We start from the raw sequence: 20,846 nt of genomic DNA, 5'->3' as shown, positions 1-20,846 counted from the left end.
ACCCCTTTCCTTTCAACGCGTTAAGAAAGGCTTTTATCCTGCTCGCTGGTAGCCATCATTTAGCTGGACGTCTATCGCACGCAGCACTGCCGTTCGGTTAATGCAGCCTAAAAGCACTCCGTCATCATCAACTACAGGGTAAACGCGAGGCTTTTCTTTTAATAATAACTGCGCTAATTCTATTACCGACATATATGGCTTTACAGACACCACGGGGGTTTTCATAATTTCCCCCACTCTGCAAATTTGCTCTCGGTAATAGCTCGACGCGATCATTTGAGCAATACAGTCTTGCTCTGAAAGAAAGCCAACCACCCTTCCTTTGGTATCTAGTACCGGGCCTCCGCTTTGTCCGCTGGCCAATAATACTTCGACAGCCTGCGCAACGGGCATGTCGATATTAAGCTTCACTGGGTGAGTATTCATATAATCACTGACTTGCAACGATTCCATTTTCATTTCTCCAGCCGTGGCGCCCAATGAGACCGATACTGCTAACTATTGGCGTTACGGCACTTCAATTGTTTTTAACCACTTGTGAAAGCAATTTTCCCCCACACTTAAAGATTAGACCTATACTCACCCACAAGCCAGCGTAATTAACAATAAAATAACAACTAATCTTTATAGATTGCTATGCTCACTTTACCCTCTGTATCGATGCTAGCGCGGTACATCCCCGCAGAATTGAACGGCATCGCAATGTTACCAACACTATCAATAGCAATAACACCACCGTCGCCGCCCGCTTTAACTAACACATCGTTGACTACGGTGTCGGCTGCTTTTGCTAACGTTAGCCCCTGATACTTCATGCGGGCACAGATATCAGCCGCAACATGGTATCGAATAAAAAACTCACCGTGCCCTGTCGCAGACACTGCGCAACTTTCATTATCGGCATAGGTACCCGCACCTATAACCGGTGAATCGCCAATTCTTCCGTAGCGTTTGGCTGTCATTCCACCGGTTGAGGTGCCTGCCACGATATTGCCACCGCTGTCTAACACCACGGCCCCCACCGTACCGAAACGCTCATTCCCCTGTTGCGTTCCGTAACCGCTTGATGCCTTTTCCATACGCGCTTTTACTTTATCTAGCGCTTGTTTGCGAAACTCGGTATCAAAAACTGTGTTTTTAACCTGCTCTAGCCCGTTCTCTTTAGCGTACTGTTCGGCACCTTCACCCGACAGCATGACATGGGGCGATTCATTCATTACCAGCAATGCTGCCTCAATAGGGCTTCGTATTGTTTTAACGCCAGCAACGGCGCCCGCGTTTTTACTGCCTCCATGCATGATAGAGGCATCGAGTTCATGCTCACCGTCAAAGGTATAAACCGCGCCTATGCCCGCGTTAAAAAGCGGTGACGTTTCAAGAATTTTAATGGTCTCTACCACGGCTACTTCGCCTTTTTCACCTTCTTTTAAAAGCGAATAGCCATGCTTCACCGCTTTCGATAGCACATTTTTGTAGGCGGCTTCTTTCTCTGCCGTCATGGACGATTTTAAAATAGTTCCCGCGCCTCCGTGAATAGCGATTGCCACCTTCGGCTCCTGCGCTAACGCATTGGTAGCTAAAAATGCGGCGGTAACCGCGCTGAAGGTGCATAAGGTTTTATACCAACCATTAGATGAGACGCTAAAACGAGCTAAGTTCAAATTACATTCTCCTAAACGCTTTTATTATGAGTACTGAATTAACTACCATTTAATTCAGCGTAGTTAAAGCAGGTTTTAAAACTCTTAAACGTTAAGATGACACAATAAGAAATAACAAGCTAGGCCACGGCAAGAAGTTCAATGAAGGTATTAAGATCGTCGTCTATGGAAGGAAGCAGGGCTTTGACTTTTTCCCACTGTGCCCCCTTAGATAATTCCCATACTAGCTCAAAGTCTTTTTTAAGTTGCACAGCACCGATATCCGCTGACATGCCCTTAAGCTTTAAGGAGAGCACCTGAACTTGTGTAAAGTCTTGCTCCTCTACAGCACCTTTTAACTGCTTTAACTTATCAGGCGCACTTTGTGAGTAAAGTTCGCAAACCCGAGAAAACAACGCTTTATCCCCCATTATTCGCGCTATCGCATCGTCTTTATCCCAACTCTCTCTCACCTTTCCATTATCTGGCGCTGGTATATCGCTTAAAGCGTTAGACTCGTTGGCGCTTGTTGAGGTGTCAGTTTCGTTAGTATCGCTGTGACTGCTCATCCGGTCATCCATCGACACCTCTTCTTGCACACCGCTACAAGATACTTCTTTATTGATAGCGTTTAGCAGGCTATCCACAAGGGCTGGCGGATCGCTCTTCATTTCGTTGTTACGCTTAGCGTCTTCGCTTTTTAATGCCATCGTTTGGTGTATAAGCCATTGCTTAACTTTGGGGATCAATACATCTGCAATTACGGGCTTAGTCGTAAAATCGTCCATGCCGGCTTCTAAGCACTTCTCTTTCTCGCCAAGCATGGCGTTGGCAGTCATCGCGATAATGGGCACATTGGCATGCAGCGGGCCAGCTTTACCCTCACGGATAGCCCGGGTGGTTTCATATCCATCCATGTTCGGCATTTGGCAATCCATCAAAATACTGTGGATACGACGCCCTTTTTTCTCGCATTTTTGCAAAAATGCAATAACTTCCTCACCGTCGCAGCAGGTAAACATCTTACCAGGCAGGCTTTCCAGTACGCCTTTGGCCACCTCTCTATTTATCAAATTATCATCAACAATAAGTAGGTTAGCGTCTTCAATAGACAATTGAGGGTCTGATGTCTGTTTAACCGTCTCGAAAGCGTCGTCACTTGGGCCATTTCCGTCACTGGGATGAAGTTCGTTCATTGACGATGAGTATCCTCCAAGCGCTGCATCGATTCCCTGTTGAACAAGCGTAAAACTTGAACGAAACAGCGGTTTAGGTAAATAAATTGGCTGTATATGGTTAAATTGGTAAGGCGCTCCCTCTATTTTTTGAAGGATGAAAACCACCGGTAAAGCGCAGGCTTCTTGCTCAGTAGTTTGCGCATGCCAGATATTGTCTAAATCGTTAATCAAGGGGCTAGACTCATCGACAATAACCGCGTTGAACGTCGACCACTCAATTTTATCGGTATTGCTGTCTAACACGTAGGCATCTGCCCCCACATGCATCGCCAAACTACAGATATTCTCTTCTAGAGGCGAATAGCCTGCCGACACACCTATATTGATACCACTTAGCATTGCACTTTCCATTTCTAGCGCGCGCTCAAGTGACGCTTCGGTATCTGGAGTTTTTTCAGTAAGCGTAACGTAAAATGAAAATGTACTTCCAACGTCTACCACAGATTTAAACGTTATATCCCCGCCTAACAGCTGTGTTAGCTGCTTGCAAATAGACAAGCCAAGCCCCGTTCCACCATACTGAGTCGCAACGGAAGCATCGGCTTGAGTAAATGCAGTAAATAGCTTTGGTTGACTTTCCGGGGCGATACCCACGCCAGTGTCACTTACGCTAAAATGCAGTTGTTGTAACCCTGCGTCGTTTTCGTATAACGCTGCGTTTAGCTGTATGTGTCCTTTTTCTGTAAACTTGATGGCGTTATTCAATAAGTTACTTAATACCTGATTTAGCCTATGGCGGTCGGAATTAATCTCTACACGAGGAAGCCCCGTGGTATCAACTATTAGCTCAAGCCCCTTAGTTGCAGCCTTCACCGCAAACACTTTCGCCAAAGACTCTATCAGCGTTAAAGGTTCGAAAAGCTGGTGGTTAATATCTAATTTACCCGCTTCAATCTTCGATAGGTCGAGAACGTCGTTTATCAGCACGCTTAAATTGTTACAGCTAATTTCCATCATAGACACTAACTGCTCAGCTTTATCATTGAGAGGCTGGCGTTTGAGCAATGACAGTGAACCAACCACCCCGTTTAATGGCGTACGCATTTCATGACTAATATTGGAAATAAATGAGCTTTTTACGCTACTCGCCTTACGCGCCTCTTCCGTTGCCTTCATCAGCTCTTTCGTTCTACTGACCACTTTTTCTTCAAGCTTAAAATTAACTCTTTCTATCGCATCTTTAGCTTTGTGTTCATCAGTCACATCTCGAATGACAACGGCAACGCCAGAAAATTGTGAGTTATCACCCCATATCGTCGATGCAGTAATAAGAAGTTTGTGCTCGTTTTTTTCACCGTCAATGTACGGTGTTGTAAATGTCTCTTGCTTACCGCCCTTGGTGAGAACGGTTTCTAAACCGAGCGGAGACAGCGGCTTAAACGAGGAGAAGTGTTGGTTTATAATGACTTGGCTGGGTATACCAAAAAGGGATTCAGCTGCCATGTTCCAACTTTTCACTTTACCAAAAGCGTCTACGCTAAAAATAGCGTCTTTAGATATTGCAACGATTGCCACTGACTCACCGCGCACCTTTGCAAGTTCGATATTCTTACGATTGCTTCGGTAAAAAAACAGCAATGCAACCGTGAATATTATCGTCACCGCCACCAGTACGCTATAAACACTCATTCGTTTATCATTGATTAACGCAGTAACATAAGATTTAGGCGTTGAGACATGGAGATAAAAAGGCGCTACTTGCTGACCGCCACCAATGGTGAATGCACGCGAGACGCTATATTGGATGTTTTCCCCTTCCACTGGCGAGAGCCTCGCTCTTCCAGCCTTTAGCGGTTGCACAAATTCACTTTGCCAGTTTATTGAAGGGTTCAAATCTTTAGAAAAGGATTTATCGCTATCTGGGTGTAAGGTAAAGTAACCTTCATTATCAGTTACATAAAGCGATTGATTTTGCGCAAGCGCCTGTTTCATCTGGTCAAGCAAAAAGCGCGCGTTTACGTTCATTATTATAAAGCCGTAACGCTCATTAGCATCACTTAATATAGGAAGCGACAACCTGATAACCGCTTTATAGGGGAATTCCAACTTTCCGTATTCACGATTTAAGTTAATACTAGAAATGTAAAACTCACCTTTGTTGCTTTTTACACTCTCTTTGAAGTAATTTCTCGACGCCTTTGTTTGTAAGTCGATATCACTGGCGATAATGACAGCGCCGCCCTCGCGCTCCACCCTAATAACCTCGCTCCCCTCGTCATTAGCCTGAATAACTCTCAACTGGTCAATTTCACTGTTGTTCTCAATAAAAGCAACAAATATCGTTTCTAAACGATGTTTCCATTGATCTAACGTGGTGCTATCTTTTGGGTCTACGTTACCGCTTGCTGTCGCTCGAACTATGCCGCTAATAGGTGGTGTTTGGTGCAGGAAATTAAGTGCATTGGTATACTGAAGTACCCGCATATCGGCCGCGGCTTCCGCATTTGCGGCACTTTTTTCTAGTGCCGAATACGTCTGGGCTGTTGCCGCAGCTTTAATATTACCCTCAAATAGCCCCACAACCAGTATGACAAGTACAACCGCAAGCACAACGGTAAGCCCGAACGTACCTTTCGCTTCGCTTAATGTTGACTTGGGTGTAAAAGACGACAAACAAACAATATCCGTATTAATTTTTATAAGGTATAAACTAGACAGCAAACGGGGGTTGCGCAAGTCATTTACAGTGCAGCTAAGACTAAAGATTATAAGTGAATGAATGTTTTACAGTCGCCTTTGCTTCGTATACTCCGTTCAGCATTGCCTATATAACCATCAACATTTGGTATTGTATTTTACGCAGTGTACACTGCGTTCAATATTTCATTGATAACGTACTGGTGGTTATGCATACACCTACATTTTTGTGGCACGATTTCGAAACCTTTGGCACAAGCCCACAAAAAGATCTCCCTTGCCAATTTGCCGCTGTTAGAACGGACATGGACTTAAATGTCGTTGGTAAGCCCATCAATATTATGAGCGCAATTGCTAACGATTACCTGCCTCATCCAGAAGCGTGTCTTGTTACTGGGATCACGCCTCAACAAACCATCAGAGATGGCTCAAACGAAGCTGATTTTGCTGCAAAAATTTATCATGAGATGTCTACGCCGAATACCTGTAGCGTGGGCTTTAATAGTATTCGCTTCGACGATGAAGTGTCCCGCTATCTATTTTATCGAAACTTCTACGACCCGTATTCAAGAGAATGGCGCAATGGAAATAGCCGCTGGGACATCATCGACGTAGCAAGAGCCTGCTATGCGTTAAGACCAGACGGTATCAATTGGCCATTGAGAGAAGATGGTTCGCCAAGTTTTAGGCTTGAAGCATTAACGGCTGCCAATAATATCGGACATGATAACGCACACGATGCGCTAAACGACGTTTACGCCACCATATCTCTTGCCAAGCTGATAAAAGAAAAGCAGCCGCGCTTATTCGACTACGCGCTTTCTTTGCGTAATAAGCATTCCGTTATGCAGCAAATAGATTTGAGCAAGCCATCAGTATTGCTTCATATATCGTCAAAGCTGCCGGCCTCACAGGGTTGCTGTACATGGGTTATGCCGATTGCTAAACACCCGACTAATTCCAATGCGTTTATCGTGATTGATTTGTCTCACGATATAGACAGCGTGTTAAATGATTCTGCAGATGAAATTAAGCAAGCACTGTACGCGCCTTCCGATACGTATGATGATGCGCGAGAGCGCCCGGGGCTTAAGCTTATTCACGTGAACCGCTCTCCCTTCATTACCACAGCCAAAGCCATGACAGAAGACAATGCAGAGCGGCTCGGCTTAGACCGCGAGCGCTGCTTAGATAACTACAAAAAGCTGGCAAGCACACCAGATTTAGTTAGTAAAATTGTGGCAATATATGAAGAAGAGCGACATAGCAGCGAACTTGATATTGACCACGCGCTATACAGCGGCGGGTTCCTTAGCGATGAAGACCGGCGCTGGTGTGAAAATGTGATAAATGCTAAACCAGAAGATTTAGCGACGTTCGGTGATAAAACGCAGCACGAAGGGTTGAAAAAATTGCTGTTTCGATATCGCGCAAGAAACTACCCCAATACGCTTTCTGCCGACGAAATGACAAAATGGCAGTACCACCGTCAGGCGCGACTCACCGATTCGGATTTTCACGGTTCTATAACGCTGGAAACCTATATGATGAGGCTTGAATCTCTGGCTCATGAGCACAGTGACAACCCTGAAAAGCAAGCGATATTACGCGCCCTCTATCAATATGCCGAAAACCTTTGACGGCGGTTTTAGAACGCCTTAAATTAAGAACATTGACAGAAAAACAGCAATTTATTAGACGAAGTCAAGGAATGAAATAATGCTGCCGATAATAACAATACACGCGCGCAAGGGAATAAAGATGTCATGAATGGCGTAACAATAAGTTTCGATAAATCTAGAACCTATATCAACCTAATGCTCAACCCGTCTGAATTCACCTCAGAAGTAGACATACGGGAAATAAAAAAGCAGTTAGAAAGCGGCGAAACCAAACGTATTTACGTTTCAGAAAAAGCGCTCAAATCTGCCTGTGACACGGCCAACCATTACTTTAAAACGGGTGATGGGACTATCGTTCAAGAACGAATTGGCGAACGTAAAAACGCGGAAGTAGAATTCCGTGTTCCTGATGACGGCATGCACGCGAACCTTGTGCTCACTACTCCCTATGGCGGAAAGCTACCCGCGTTAAGCACGATAAAATCACTGGCAATAAAAAATAGAGTCATCCGAGGTGTAAGCACCAAAAAGATAGAATCTATGCTGAGTAATGCTAGGCGCGCTGAGCCCGGCACCGTGCTGGAAGAAACTATCGCGAAAGGGCTTCCTGCTAAAAATGGCAAAAACTCTAAGTTCATTCCTCTTGTTCCTAACGCCCTAGAACGGGTGTTAAAGCCTCAGGCAGATGACGGCGAGCGCGTAGACATGCGCAACTTAGGCGAAATTATTTGTGTAAAAGTAAACACGCCTGTGCTGCGTCGTACCGCGCCAACCCAAGGTCGCTCTGGTTTCGACGTAAAAGGCAATAAACTCCCTGCCGTCGCAGGCGAGTGGGTCGACTTTAAAATGGGAAGCGGAACCGTTGTGTCAGACGACGATGCCAACCTTTTGATGTCGGCCATTTCGGGTATGCCTAAGTATCGCGACCAAATTATGAATATCGATGACACCTTCATCTGCAATGGCGTTAACGTGGGTACTGGGCATGTGAATTACGAGGGAGCGGTACTTGTAAACGGCGATGTAACAGAAAAAATGCAGATTAAAGCGGCCGGTGATGTAACCATAAATGGTTTTGTTGAGTCGGCGCATATTGAAGCGGGTGGCGATATCATTATCACCGAAGGCGCTATGGGTAAGGTGAATGATTCTCAAGGCGAGTTCCAATGTAAATTAGTCGCATCAGGAAGCATCCACGTGCAGCACGGCCAGGGCATTGACATTCAATGCGGTGGAAACATTACCGTAGGCAGGCAACTGGCCTACAGCCGCTTGCGTTGCGGGGGAGCCGTTATCGTAGGGCAAATTGACAAGCCTATGGGGAACCTTTTTGCTTGCGATATAATAAGTCAAGATCGCGTGGAGGCAGGCACCCTAGGGGCCGTTTCCGGCAGTACGTTGAAAGTGGACTTTAGCCCGGGCTTTAATCAACTCCTTGAACGAAAAGACTCGCTAGATGAATTGCTACGCCAGATTCGCGAGAACAATTTAAAGCACAAAGAGAAAATAGCACTTATCCAAGGTAAGAAAATTCCAAAAGAACTTCGGCACAAAGCCGCTGAGGCTTTAGAACTTTTCAACAATGAAAGCGCGCTGCTAGAGTGGCTTGAAAATAAAGCCAATGATGTGAAGTCGGCTAAAGAAAGCTACCAGTCCGACATTAAGCTTATCGCCAATAAACGGCTTTACCCTGGCGTATCGGCTAAGTTAAATAACAGAAACTGGCGTTCAGAGCGTGAATACGACCGTGCGCAAATACACTACGACGCTCATCAATGGCACTATGAGCCGTTGATATAATGGGAGATACCGTGCTTTAACTAAGGAACTTTCCTTTATGAAGCACGCTCTCTTTAACTTGCTACCGACATAGGCCTCAGGCTATTCCTGTATCTCGACGACCTAAGCCGTGAAGCCTTAACACACGCTAATAATAATGAAATGAACGCGTTGTTGAGTAGACGTAGATTTAGACGTTATATTTATTCGTTCAAAAATTTATGGCGCTATGCTCACACTGCCAAACCCGTGGCGCTTAGATTGATACAGGGCTTTCATGGTACGCTCCATCCAGTCGGAAAACTCTTCAGATTGCTTAAGCTCAGACATGCCTATCGCAACTTTAAAATTATCGGTTAGAAGGTAATGACTCGTTACACATTTAAGTAATCTATCTGCGAGTATCTTTGCAGCACCTACCTCGGTTTGTGGGCAAAGTATAATAAATTGCTCACCACTAAAGCGAGACACCACATCCACCTCTCTTACGGTATTTAAGCATTGGGTGGCAACCACTTTAAGCGGCTCTTCCAGCGATGATGCTTCAAGCGAATGCCCATCGTCATGAGAGTGGGTTAGCTCAAGAATAATTAACGAGGCCGTTGTTTGAAAGCGCTGGAAGCGAGAGATTTCCTCTTCCGCTCGCTGAATCATATGATTGCGATTGTACAGCCCTGTAATTGTGTCATGGGCAGAAAGAAAGCCAAGGGTTCTGTTTTTTTCCAGCAAGGTGGCCTGTAGCGCGCTTATTTCTTCATTTTTCTGATTAATAATACGCTTGTAGGCACCTACATGACGGTTCCTCGATATTAACCACAACAGCCCTATTAGCATAATAATAGTGCTCAATATCATCACGGTATAATTACGACTGTAGCGTATTTGAACATTATTCCATTGTTTGTATATTTCCACTTTCCGAGATTCAGGGATCCGCTCGATGGCAAAGTTGAGCTTATCAACCAAGTGCCCGAACGATTTATTTACCCCAAAGGCCAAAGAGTCGAAAGGCTCAGCATAGCCGACAATGTTAATGTCTTTTAATTTTAAGTTGTTAATGTGCATATTTACGCTCATCAAGGAGCCGACCATAACATCAAACTCATCATTTGCCAGTTGTTTCAGCCCTTCTTCTTCCGAAGGCATTAGTTTCAACCGTAACCCTGGGTAGTGGCGGGAGATATACTCTACTTGTCGATAACCTTGAACTATGCCTACCGTGCGATTACCTACGCCGGAATAACCTTGAAGCATAGGCGTACCTGCCTTCGCCACCAGCACATTAGGCGCTTCAAAATAAGGAATACTGAAATCTAGAAACTGCTTTCTATAATCTGAGGTATTGAGCATAGGGATCACTTTGCACTTCCCCTGCTGAACATATTCTAGGCTTTGTTGCCAACTTTCTGTAGGCACAAGCGTGAATTCAAGGTCAGCAATCTCGGCAATCAGCCGCATATATTGGGCTGAGATGCCAACATGAATACCATTTCTTATCGCTTCGTATGGCGCCCAGTTGGGGTCAATGCAGTAAGTGATCTCCTCAGATGGAGTAAAAGCGGCTTGTTGTTCGGGGCCCGCTTTTAGAATAGCGCTGAAAACACTCGCGCCTAAAAACAACACCACACCAAAAAGATACTTTCTTATTTTTTTCAACCACACACCCAAAACAGTTAACGAGCTCAAAGACAACCGCGAAGTATTAAGCGTAAATAATAAAAATGCAATCAATTAGGCGTATATGGGCCTAATTGCTCAGGTAACGCTCTGTCTTTGCTGGAATGTCGCATTTTCATAACGTTTTTCGTTCATGATTATTGCAAGCCTTGTTACCGCCTTTTCGACATCGGCGAAGCTCAAATAAAGCGGCGCAAACCCTATCCGCAAAATATTAGGTGCGCGGAAGTCAGCGATCACCCCTTCAGCAATCCACGCTTGGCAAATGGCATAAGCCTCATCGTGGGCGAGGGCTAACTGGCTACCCCGGCAATTAATCGGTGGGCTCGCCACACCGAAATGTTCTAACACCCCTGCCCTTTTTGCTTCAGCAATAAAAAAAGCTTGAAGCTTTTTCGACTTCTCGTCGATGGCTTTCAGTGACACATCGTCAAAAACGTCTAATGCCGCATCTAATATACTCATGCCTATAACACCGGGCGTACCGCACAAGTTTTGCTTTACCGAGCTATCTGGCGCGTAGTCGGGAGAAAATGAAAAAGGGGCACTGTGTCCCATCCATCCAGACAGGGGCTGCTGATAGCTATCTTGATGACGGCGCGCAACATAAATAAATGCTGGCGCGCCGGGGCCGCCGTTTAAATACTTGTACGAACACCCTACGGCAAAATCTACGTTGCAATCATCCAAGCATACTGGGAAAGCACCGGCACTATGGGCAAGATCCCACAACGTCAAAATCCCTTTTGCATGTGCTTGCTCGGTAATGCCTTTCATATCAAGCTTAAGCCCACTTCGAAAGTTAACCTGCGTAAGCATAAGCACGGCAATATCATCGGTTAACTGGCTACTAATACTGGCTTCATCTACATAGCGGATACTGTACTCTTCGCCAAGTAAATCTAACAACCCTTGAACCATATAGATATCGGTTGGAAAATTATCACGTGTGGTCGCAATTACTTTGCGCCTTGGGTTCATTTTAAGCGCGGCGCTTAACACTTTAAATAAGTTAATAGAGATAGAGTCACAGCAGATGACCTGGCCCTGTTGCGCGCCTATAAGCTCCCCTATTTTGTCGCCGACTTGTTGAGGTAAGGAAATCCACTGGTGTTTGTTCCAACTTGTAATAAGGCCTTGCCCCCATTGCTCTTGAACTACTTCAACCGCTCGCTTTTCTGCTGATTTCGGTAAAGGGCCAAGAGAATTACCGTCTAAATAGATGGTGTTGTCTGGAAGCGAAAAAGCCCCGGCTTTGTGTGCTAGCGGGTCCTTGTCATCAAGTTGCTCAGCGGAAAAAACCTTATTAATCATGTTCACCAATAACCTCAAGTAAAGCATCAAAGGATGTAGAGTCAGGGTGTAGCCAATCGAAGTGGCCACCATTTGCTATTATCTTTTGTTTTGCGCCAGCCATTGTAGCGTGGAGTTTAGGTACAATGCTATCGGCGTCACCTTGCATCAACACTATGGGTGTATTGATAAGTTTCGCGTTAGGAGTGGCAGCTTGATAAGCTTCGGGGTTTTCATCCGGCATGCTATGCATGAATTTTGCAGTAGCAGTCTGGCAACTGTTGGCTCCAACAGCGTAAGCGTTTATATCGGTGATAGCAGCAAGTCCAATGACTTTCTCAACGCTAACGCTTTGTGTAAATTGTGGCAGTTTCTGCGCGGCAAGCATAGCAAGATGCCCACCTGCCGAATGCCCAGCAATATAAACCTTCGAATAACGTCCATTACCACGGATACGTTCAAGCGACGTTATCATGGCCTCAGTAACATCATTTAAGCTACCAGGCCAACCGCCGCCTTTGTCGCCAACGCGCCGATACTCCATTACGAAGACACCCATCCCTAAATCCGCCAACGCCTTATAAAACCCGTTTGCATGATCATAACCGTAGGCATTCAACCAGCACCCGCCATGAACAAACACAACAGCTTTTCCAGCAAACTTATCGTGCTTTGTATTGCGTCCATGCCACACGTAAACAGACTGAAGCGGGCTTTCTCCGTAGCTAAACAGCTCGTCATGTTCTCTTGTTGGCAAGACACCCAACGCAGCATATGGCACTTGCGTTAACGTTTTACTGCTAGCTGACAGTTCATTAGGTTTATCGTGGGTGTCTTTGTAAATTTCGCTAGTTTTAGCATGGGTGTCATTCTTAACGTCATCTCGCTTAACGTCAGAGTTTGCGGGTTGCTTAATCTCGGGTGCGCTTTGTGGGGGGCGCGCGTCGCTTTTAACGTGGGTGTCTTTGCTAGCCGTATTTATACGATGGATGTCTTTATTACTTGCTGCAATATCTTGGGTGTCTTTGTAATTGAACTGCGGTTCGATTCCACTTTTGAAAGTAGCTGATTGCGCAACAGCTAGCTGTTGCAAAGAGATAAGTGCGATAAATAGTGCGCGTGTAAAAGTAGTAATGTGTACTGTGTTCTTCATGTTCTGACTTTTTCTTTTATTGAAACACAGAGCAACATTAAAGTGATGTCACTCTGTGATTAAATCTTTTACATGTACGCCATGAAACTTGACTTAAAGCATCTCAACAGCAAGAGCAACGCCTTCTCCACCGCCAATACACAACGATGCTATACCTTTACGACCATTGCTTTGTTTAAGTGCATGAAGAAGTGTTACAAGGATGCGTGCGCCAGAAGCGCCAATGGGATGGCCTAATGCGCATGCCCCGCCCTTTACGTTCACTTTGCTTTCATCAAGCCCTAGCTTTTTAATCGCCAGCATAGTTACCATGGCAAAAGCTTCGTTGATTTCAAAGAGATCTACGTCTTCTTTTGTCCAACCAGCTTTGTCTAACACTTTTTCCATTGCGCCTACCGGTGCAACCGTAAAATTCTCGGGCTCTATTGAGTTCGTAGCATGAGCTACCACTTTTGCTAATGGCGCCAATCCAAGGGCTTTAGCTTTGCTTTCGCTCATAACAACAAGTGCTGCTGCACCGTCAGAGATAGAGCTAGAGTTCGCTGCCGTTACCGTACCGTCTTTTTTAAAGGCTGGGCGGAGTGTGGGGATCTTTTCAGGTCGAGCAGAGCCCGGGCCTTCATCAGTATCCACCACTGTATCACCTTTACGTGAAGATACAGTTACTGGTGCAATTTCGTCGTTGAACGTGCCGCTATTTATTGCTTCATGCGCTTTAGACAATGAACTTAATGCAAATTCATCCATTTCACCGCGGCCAATATTCTCTTCATCAGCAGTATCTTGAGCAAAGCACCCCATTGCTTTACCGTCGTAAGCATTCTCAAGGCCGTCTAGCATCATGTGATCAATAACTTGGCCATGCCCCATGCGATAACCCGTTCGCGCTTTTGGCAACATGTATGGCGCGTTACTCATACTTTCCATACCGCCAGCTACCACCGCAGAGGCGCTGCCTGCTTTGATAAGATCATGGGCCATCATGACTGCTTTTAAGCCTGAACCACAGACTTTATTGATAGTGGTAACACCGGCACTTAGCGGAAGCCCCGCCCCTATTGACGCTTGTCGCGCAGGAGACTGCCCTAACCCAGCCGGTAAAACACACCCCATAATGACCTCGTCAATTACAGAGACATCCACCTCATCACACGCAGCTTTTATCGCAATTTCTCCAAGCTTTGTCGCAGCGAGAGAAGACAAGCTACCGTTAAAACCACCCATAGGTGTACGTTTCGCCGCGACTATCACTACTGATTCATTACTCATATCCGTGCCCTTAATTTCATTTAAAATATTGAATGGATTGAAGAAAGCCAGCCAAATGTATACAAAAGTAAACACCTCTATCAGCTACAACACCTGACCTTCACCATGAAAAATTGACGTTAGCAAAATGTTACTTTACCTTAACGTAAAATGTAATTAACGTTAACGTAAACCTGTACTGAGTATGTGTCAACTAAACACTACGTTTTAACATAGCGATGTAAAATCATTCGAAAAAAACGTGATGCTTTTACAAAGACACCCACTCAATTCAGCCAACAAATTACAAAGACACCCATGCAAACGACGGGTGTTAAGCAGCGCTTAAAGAACAAGGTACATGTAATGAACAAGTACGATGACGAAACAACATATGCAATAGGTGAGCTCGCTCGAGAGTTTGACATCACACCTCGCTCCATCCGTTTTTATGAAGAGCAAGGATTAATGTCACCCTCTAGGACGGGGCAAAATCGCGTTTATTTGAATAAAGATAGAGTGCGATTAAAGCTAATTTTGCGTGGTAAACGGCTGGGTTTTTCCCTAGCGGAAGTCAAAACACTGTTCGACATGTACGACACAAACCCTAATTCGGCGGTTCAGCTGGAAGCCATGCTAGATATGACTGAACAAAAAAGAGCTGTACTTAAACAACAACTAGAAGATATTCAGATGTTAATGACTGAACTGGATGATGTTGAAGCACGCTGCCGTGAAGAACTCGCAGAACTAAAACGAGGAAAAATCGCATGAATACCTCCTACCCTACTTTAAATTTCGGGCTTGGTGAAGACATCGAAATGTTACGAGACCAGGTCTATCAATTCGCTCAAAATGAAATAGCGCCTCTTGCTGAACAGGCCGACGCTGAAAATCAATTTCCTAATCAACTGTGGACTAAGCTTGGAGATATGGGGCTTCTAGGGGTCACTGTCTCAGAGCAGTACGGTGGTTCTGAAATGGGCTACCTTGCTCATACTATTGCTATGGAAGAAGTGAGTCGTGCTTCAGGCGGCATAGGGCTAAGTTACGGCGCGCACTCGAATTTATGCGTGAACCAAATATTTAAAAACGGTAACGACACTCAGCGAGAAAAATACCTGCCGAAGCTAGTGAGTGGCGAGCATGTCGGTGCATTAGCCATGAGTGAACCCAACGCGGGATCAGACGTTGTAAGTATGAAGCTGAAAGCGGAAAAGCGCGGCGACAAGTACATTCTTAACGGAAATAAAATGTGGATAACTAATGGTCCTGACGCTCACACATTTGTTATCTACGCTAAAACCGATCCAAATGCAGGCCCTAAAGGGATCACGGCGTTTATCGTTGAGCGAGACTTTCCTGGTTTCAGTCGCGCACAAAAGCTCGATAAGTTAGGAATGCGCTCATCAAACACCTGTGAGTTAGTGTTCGAAGACTGCGAAGTGCCGGCTGAAAACATCCTTGGAAAAGAAGGCGAAGGTGTTCGTGTGTTAATGAGCGGCTTAGACTACGAGCGGCTTGTTTTATCAGGTGGGCCGCTGGGTATCATGCAATCTTGTATGGATATTGTTGTGCCTTACATACACGACCGCCAACAGTTTGGACAGTCGATCGGCCAGTTCCAGCTAATTCAAGGAAAAGTGGCAGATATGTACACGCAAATGAATGCTGCGCGCGCTTATGTTTACACTGTTGCTAAGTCGTGCGACCGCGGCGAAACAACGCGCAAAGATGCGGCTGGCGCCATTCTTTATTCTGCTGAGCTCGCAACCAAAATGGCGCTAGATGCTATTCAGCTTCTTGGCGGTAACGGTTACATCAACGAATACCCTACAGGTCGCCTGTTAAGAGACGCAAAACTTTATGAAATTGGTGCTGGCACATCAGAAATTCGCCGAATGCTAATAGGCCGAGAATTATTTAACGAATCTAAATAACGCAAGGTAGAGGGTGATAATGCCTTCACTGTGTGGCGAAAAGCTGCGAAAAGTGAAAAGCAAATTATCAAGACACACAACCTTGCAGAATTAAAACGCGAATAAGTTGCAAAGACACCCATCACAGCAAAAGATGGTTAGCATGGGTGTCAAGCTAACACCAGTTAACGAGGCACACTTCGTTGATGCCCAACACAAGGAGGGGTTATGCCCGTTCTTCGCTCAAGTATAAATACGAAATCTGAAACGTTTATTGCAAACGCTGAGCACATGCAGGCTCAGGTAAACGACCTATTAGAAAAAATTAATAAAATTTCTCAAGGCGGTGGTGAAAAAGCTGCACAGCGTCATATATCTAGAGGAAAACTACTGCCTCGTGACCGTATTAACGCACTAATTGACGCTGATACACCATTTTTGGAAATAGGACAGCTGGCCGCATGGGAAGTGTACGACGACTACGTGCCCTGCGCTGGCGTTGTTGCAGGTATAGGTATTGTTGCAGGAATTGAGTGCATGATTGTGGCTAACGACGCCACGGTTAAAGGCGGGACCTATTACCCGTTAACGGTAAAAAAACACCTGCGCGCACAAACTATTGCCGAGCAAAACAATCTACCCTGTATTTATTTAGTGGACTCTGGCGGCGCGAACCTACCTCGCCAAGATGATGTTTTCCCTGACAGAGAGCACTTTGGCCGAATATTTTTCAACCAAGCTAATATGTCGGCTAAAAATATTCCGCAAATTGCGGTTGTAATGGGCTCTTGTACAGCAGGTGGTGCGTACGTCCCCGCGATGGCAGATGAAAGTATCATCGTAAAAGAGCAAGCAACAATTTTCTTAGGTGGTCCTCCCCTTGTTAAAGCCGCTACAGGCGAAGTGGTTACCGCTGAAGAGCTTGGCGGCGGCGATGTGCATACGCGTATTTCAGGTGTTGCCGATCATCTTGCTAATAACGATCACCACGCACTCTCGCTCGCCCGTAATGCCATATCAAGACTGAATAGGAAAAAGCCCGATTATGTAGACGTGACCGACGTAAAGCCACCACGTTACGACACAAAAGAAATTTACGGCATCGTTCCCGCAGACAGTCGACAAACCTATGACGTGAGAGACATTATCGCTCGTGTCGTAGATGACTCTGATTTTGACGAGTTCAAAGCGCTTTATGGGACAACGCTTGTGTGCGGGTTCGCACGAATATTTGGATTCCCAGTTGGTATTGTTGCCAATAACGGCATACTTTTCGGTGAAAGTGCACTTAAAGGTGCGCACTTCGTCGAACTCTGCGCAAAACGTAAAATTCCGCTTGTATTTCTGCAAAATATTACCGGCTTTATGGTGGGTAAACAGTACGAGCACGGCGGCATTGCAAAGCACGGCGCCAAAATGGTAACTGCAGTAGCGTGTGCCAATGTTCCAAAGCTCACCGTTCTTATTGGTGGAAGTTTCGGTGCGGGTAACTATGGCATGTGCGGAAGAGCTTATGACCCACGGTTTCTGTTTATGTGGCCAAACGCCCGTATATCAGTAATGGGGGGCGAGCAAGCAGCTGGTGTACTGGCTCAAGTAAAACGCGACCAGAAAGCACGTGCGGGCGAGACATGGAGTGAAGAAGAAGAAAAGTCTTTTAAACAGCCGGTTATCGATACCTATGAAAAGCAGGGTCACCCCTATTACGCGTCTGCGCGGCTCTGGGACGATGGCGTTATCGACCCCGCAGATACTCGCTTGGTACTGGGGCTGTCGCTTTCAGCGTCGCTTAACAAGCCTATCGAAGACACCCAATTTGGCATATTTAGAATGTAGGAGTTTAGGTCATGGAACCATCGGTTATTTACCACGTAGACGAAAGAAACATCGCCACTGTTACATTGAATAGAGCTGAAAAGCACAATGCCTTCGACGATAAAATGATAAGTGAGCTAACCCGTGCATTTAAACAGGCGGGAGAAGATAAGAACGTAAGAGCACTGATCTTAAAGGCCGAAGGTAAAAGCTTTAGTGCTGGTGCTGATCTTAACTGGATGAAAAGAATGGCCACCTATACCGAAGCGCAAAATGAAAATGACGCACTCGGTTTGGCAGAAATGCTGCAAACGCTTTACACAATGCCGAAGCCAACGATAGCAAGAGTACAAGGCGCAGCCTTCGGCGGAGCTGTAGGCTTGATTGCGTGTTGCGACATTGCCATCGGAAGCAAGCTGAGCAAGTTTTGCTTAAGTGAAGTTAAAATTGGTCTTATCCCGGCCACAATTAGCCCTTACGTTGTTGAAGCAATGGGCGCTCGTGTTTGCAGGCGTTATTTCCAAACGGCGGAAGTTTTTTCTGCCAGAAGAGCCAGACGGTTAGGCCTTCTAAGCGAATCGGTGACTGAAGACGAGCTTGATAGCACTATCGACAACATTTTATCTAACATCATTAAGAACGGACCTCAGGCTGTAGCGAAAGCGAAAGCGCTCGTGCAGTGGGTGTCTTCGCAAGAAATCAATAATGAGTTACTGAGCAAAACAAGTAAGTTAATTGCCCAAGTTAGGACCTCAGAGGAAGGTCAAGAGGGCTTATCTGCCTTTTTAGAAAAGCGCAGTGCTTCTTGGGTGGAGATGAACAATGATAAATAAATTACTAATTGCAAACCGCGGTGAAATTGCCTGCCGTGTTATAAAGACAGCCATCGCACAGGGCATAAAAACCGTCGCCGTATACTCAGACGCCGACCGCAACGCACTGCACGTAAAAATGGCAGATGAGGCTATTTACCTTGGCCCTTCCCCGTCAAAAGAAAGTTATTTAAAAAGCCATGTAATAATCGAAAAAGCAAAGCAGCTAGGCGTTGATGCTATTCACCCAGGTTATGGTTTTCTCTCGGAAAATGCTGAATTCGCCAAGCTTTGTGCTAAGAACGACATTATCTTCGTAGGCCCACCAGCGTCAGCAATTGAAGCAATGGGCTCTAAATCTGCGGCTAAACACATAATGGAAAAAGCCGGCGTACCTCTAGTACCCGGTTACCATGGCGATGACCAAGACGAATCGGTATTAAAAGCAGCTGCTGATGATATGGGCTATCCAGTGCTTCTTAAGGCTGCTGCCGGTGGCGGCGGTAAAGGTATGCGTCAGGTTTGGAGCGAAAAAGACTTCTCCCAAGCCCTAAACGCTGCCAAACGCGAGTCTATGGCGAGCTTTGGCGATGACCATATGCTTGTTGAGAAATACCTGACTCGGCCTCGTCATGTCGAAATCCAAGTTTTTTGTGACACCCATGGTAATGGAGTTTACCTCTTCGAGCGCGACTGCTCAGTGCAGCGTCGACATCAAAAGATTATTGAAGAAGCCCCTGCCCCAAACATGTCTGCGCATGTTAGAGAAAAAATGGGTGAGGCTGCAATTCTTGCAGCCAAAGCAATCAATTATGTTGGTGCTGGCACTGTTGAGTTCTTACTTGATGAAGATGATTCATTTTACTTCATGGAAATGAACACACGTCTGCAAGTGGAACACCCTGTTACCGAGATGATTACGCGAGAAGACTTAGTACTTTGGCAACTCATAATCGCTGAAGGAAAGCCGTTACCTAAGGCGCAAAACGCACTTACATTAACGGGACATGCATTCGAAGCGCGTATTTATGCCGAAGATCCAAAGAATGAGTTTTTACCTTCAACGGGTACCTTACGCTTACTGCATGCGCCAGAAGAAAATGATGTAGTTCGCGTAGATACAGGTGTAGAGCAAGGTGATGAAGTAAGTGTGTTTTACGACCCTATGATTGCCAAGCTTGTGGTTTGGGGAGAGAACCGTGAAGTTGCACTGAAGCATTTAACAAGCGCTTTGGGGGAATATTATATCGACGGGGTAAGCACTAACATTGATTTTTTAAAGCGTGTAGCGTCACACCCATCTTTCGTTTCCGCGGAACTAACAACTACATTCGTGGAAAAGCACCACGATACACTCTTTAGTGAAACGATTAATCAAGACACCCAACACGACTTCCCCGCTATGGCACTACTTTCCATTCTAACGAGAAGCCAAAGCCCAAGAACACTCTCTGTATGGTCGACAGCCGGCGCTTGGAGGGTTAATAGTCAACACAGTGAGACGCTTACGCTGATTAGCGACAACAAGGAAACACAGGTTGAAGTTAAGCATCATTTTGATGATAGCCATGGCTACTGGAAAGTAACCGCAGATGGCCAAAGCTTTGAGGCCTCTGGCGTTATTATTGACCAAACGCTAAACGCTACTATTGACGGACACAAGAGGACGTTTTCATTCTCTCAAGATGGCGAACAGTTTACCCTTTTTAACAAAGACACCCACGTCAAGTATGTTGTTAAGACAGCATCGTTAGGTGACGTCAACAGTACCGATGACCAAGCAAACTTTAATGCACCAATGAATGGCACTATCGTTACCCACCTTGTTAGCAAGGGGCAAGCAGTCAAAAAAGGTGAGCCTATCCTAATAATGGAAGCCATGAAAATGGAACACAGCATTATTGCTCCTCATGATGGCAAGGTTGAAGAGTTTTATTTCAACCCAGGGGAACTCGTTGACGGTGGGGCAACGCTTTTAGCGTTTTCTTCGAAAGATTTGGCTGAGGCTTAATA

14 protein-coding genes are annotated in these 20,846 nt (G+C 45.6%); 7 read left to right on the top strand and 7 right to left on the bottom strand.

The features are described 5' to 3' along the window. Window positions 1–33: 33 nt before the first annotated feature. The 3 genes from MADE_RS08285 to MADE_RS08275 all read right to left on the bottom strand — a co-directional run bounded on the left by MADE_RS08285 (window position 34) and on the right by MADE_RS08275 (window position 5,491). The gene (locus MADE_RS08285) at window positions 34–453 is read right to left on the bottom strand and encodes a CBS domain-containing protein (protein WP_012518171.1); all 420 of its coding nucleotides are present in this window, start codon (window positions 451–453) and stop codon (window positions 34–36) included. Between the two features lie 164 nt (window positions 454–617). Beyond that, window positions 618–1,661, bottom strand: a complete 1,044-nt coding sequence (locus tag MADE_RS08280; protein WP_012518170.1) for an isoaspartyl peptidase/L-asparaginase family protein — start codon at window positions 1,659–1,661, stop codon at window positions 618–620. Window positions 1,662–1,780: 119 nt separating this feature from the next. Further along, complete coding sequence (locus MADE_RS08275) at window positions 1,781–5,491, bottom strand: ATP-binding protein (protein WP_012518169.1); 3,711 nt, start codon at window positions 5,489–5,491, stop codon at window positions 1,781–1,783. A 233-nt stretch (window positions 5,492–5,724) separates the two neighbouring features. Here MADE_RS08275 and sbcB point away from each other — a divergent pair, with 233 nt between their 5' ends. Together sbcB and MADE_RS08265 are read left to right on the top strand one after the other, a co-directional pair. Further along, window positions 5,725–7,155 carry an exodeoxyribonuclease I gene (gene sbcB, locus MADE_RS08270; RefSeq protein ID WP_041912867.1) on the top strand — a complete coding sequence of 477 codons (1,431 nt, stop codon included), beginning with the start codon at window positions 5,725–5,727 and terminating at the stop codon, window positions 7,153–7,155. A gap of 126 nt (window positions 7,156–7,281) precedes the next feature. Continuing rightward, entirely contained in the window at window positions 7,282–8,937 is a 1,656-nt protein-coding gene (locus MADE_RS08265) for a FapA family protein (protein ID WP_012518167.1), read from the top strand. Between the two features lie 198 nt (window positions 8,938–9,135). Here MADE_RS08265 and MADE_RS08260 read toward each other — a convergent pair whose 3' ends face one another. The 4 genes from MADE_RS08260 to MADE_RS08245 form a co-directional block, all read right to left on the bottom strand. Then, window positions 9,136–10,539 carry a diguanylate cyclase gene (locus tag MADE_RS08260; protein WP_041912866.1) on the bottom strand — a complete coding sequence of 468 codons (1,404 nt, stop codon included), beginning with the start codon at window positions 10,537–10,539 and terminating at the stop codon, window positions 9,136–9,138. Between the two features lie 132 nt (window positions 10,540–10,671). Continuing rightward, window positions 10,672–11,907: a kynureninase gene (gene kynU / locus MADE_RS08255; RefSeq protein ID WP_012518165.1), complete on the bottom strand. Its 1,236-nt coding sequence runs from the start codon at window positions 11,905–11,907 to the stop codon at window positions 10,672–10,674. Next, a complete protein-coding gene (locus MADE_RS08250) occupies window positions 11,900–13,039 on the bottom strand; it encodes an alpha/beta hydrolase family protein (RefSeq protein ID WP_012518164.1) in 1,140 nt (379 codons plus the stop codon). The genes kynU and MADE_RS08250 overlap by 8 nt, the downstream gene beginning before the upstream one ends. A 93-nt stretch (window positions 13,040–13,132) precedes the next feature. After that, window positions 13,133–14,308 carry a thiolase family protein gene (locus MADE_RS08245; protein WP_020743392.1) on the bottom strand — a complete coding sequence of 392 codons (1,176 nt, stop codon included), beginning with the start codon at window positions 14,306–14,308 and terminating at the stop codon, window positions 13,133–13,135. Between the two features lie 345 nt (window positions 14,309–14,653). On the opposite strand from MADE_RS08245, the gene MADE_RS08240 reads away from it, so the two are divergent. From MADE_RS08240 to MADE_RS08220, 5 genes are all read left to right on the top strand, one after another. Beyond that, the gene (locus MADE_RS08240) at window positions 14,654–15,061 is read left to right on the top strand and encodes a MerR family transcriptional regulator (protein WP_015066940.1); all 408 of its coding nucleotides are present in this window, start codon (window positions 14,654–14,656) and stop codon (window positions 15,059–15,061) included. After that, window positions 15,058–16,227 carry an isovaleryl-CoA dehydrogenase gene (locus MADE_RS08235; protein WP_012518161.1) on the top strand — a complete coding sequence of 390 codons (1,170 nt, stop codon included), beginning with the start codon at window positions 15,058–15,060 and terminating at the stop codon, window positions 16,225–16,227. The genes MADE_RS08240 and MADE_RS08235 overlap by 4 nt, the downstream gene beginning before the upstream one ends. Window positions 16,228–16,434: 207 nt before the next feature. Next, on the top strand, window positions 16,435–18,042 hold the full coding sequence (locus MADE_RS08230) for a carboxyl transferase domain-containing protein (protein WP_012518160.1): 1,608 nt from the start codon (window positions 16,435–16,437) through the stop codon (window positions 18,040–18,042). An 11-nt stretch (window positions 18,043–18,053) separates the two neighbouring features. Next, window positions 18,054–18,854: an enoyl-CoA hydratase/isomerase family protein gene (locus tag MADE_RS08225; protein ID WP_012518159.1), complete on the top strand. Its 801-nt coding sequence runs from the start codon at window positions 18,054–18,056 to the stop codon at window positions 18,852–18,854. Then, complete coding sequence (locus MADE_RS08220) at window positions 18,844–20,844, top strand: acetyl/propionyl/methylcrotonyl-CoA carboxylase subunit alpha (protein WP_012518158.1); 2,001 nt, start codon at window positions 18,844–18,846, stop codon at window positions 20,842–20,844. The genes MADE_RS08225 and MADE_RS08220 overlap by 11 nt, the downstream gene beginning before the upstream one ends. The last annotated feature ends 2 nt before the right edge of the window (window positions 20,845–20,846 follow it).

The sequence above is a fragment of the Alteromonas mediterranea DE genome, assembly GCF_000020585.3.
GTDB lineage: Bacteria > Pseudomonadota > Gammaproteobacteria > Enterobacterales > Alteromonadaceae > Alteromonas > Alteromonas mediterranea.
Note: the sequence above shows the minus strand (reverse complement) of the source record. Positions and strands in the feature narration are given on the sequence as shown.

Excerpts from the sequence above, each read along its gene's own strand:
- MADE_RS08285 (WP_012518171.1), bottom strand. The coding sequence starts at position 453 with ATGGAATCGTTGCAAGTCAGTGATTATATGAATACTCACCCAGTGAAG.
- sbcB (WP_041912867.1), top strand. The coding sequence starts at position 5,725 with ATGCATACACCTACATTTTTGTGGCACGATTTCGAAACCTTTGGCACA.
- MADE_RS08265 (WP_012518167.1), top strand. The coding sequence starts at position 7,282 with ATGAATGGCGTAACAATAAGTTTCGATAAATCTAGAACCTATATCAAC.
- kynU (WP_012518165.1), bottom strand. The coding sequence starts at position 11,907 with ATGATTAATAAGGTTTTTTCCGCTGAGCAACTTGATGACAAGGACCCG.
- MADE_RS08250 (WP_012518164.1), bottom strand. The coding sequence starts at position 13,039 with ATGAAGAACACAGTACACATTACTACTTTTACACGCGCACTATTTATC.
- MADE_RS08245 (WP_020743392.1), bottom strand. The coding sequence starts at position 14,308 with ATGAGTAATGAATCAGTAGTGATAGTCGCGGCGAAACGTACACCTATG.
- MADE_RS08240 (WP_015066940.1), top strand. The coding sequence starts at position 14,654 with ATGAACAAGTACGATGACGAAACAACATATGCAATAGGTGAGCTCGCT.
- MADE_RS08235 (WP_012518161.1), top strand. The coding sequence starts at position 15,058 with ATGAATACCTCCTACCCTACTTTAAATTTCGGGCTTGGTGAAGACATC.
- MADE_RS08230 (WP_012518160.1), top strand. The coding sequence starts at position 16,435 with ATGCCCGTTCTTCGCTCAAGTATAAATACGAAATCTGAAACGTTTATT.
- MADE_RS08225 (WP_012518159.1), top strand. The coding sequence starts at position 18,054 with ATGGAACCATCGGTTATTTACCACGTAGACGAAAGAAACATCGCCACT.
- MADE_RS08220 (WP_012518158.1), top strand. The coding sequence starts at position 18,844 with ATGATAAATAAATTACTAATTGCAAACCGCGGTGAAATTGCCTGCCGT.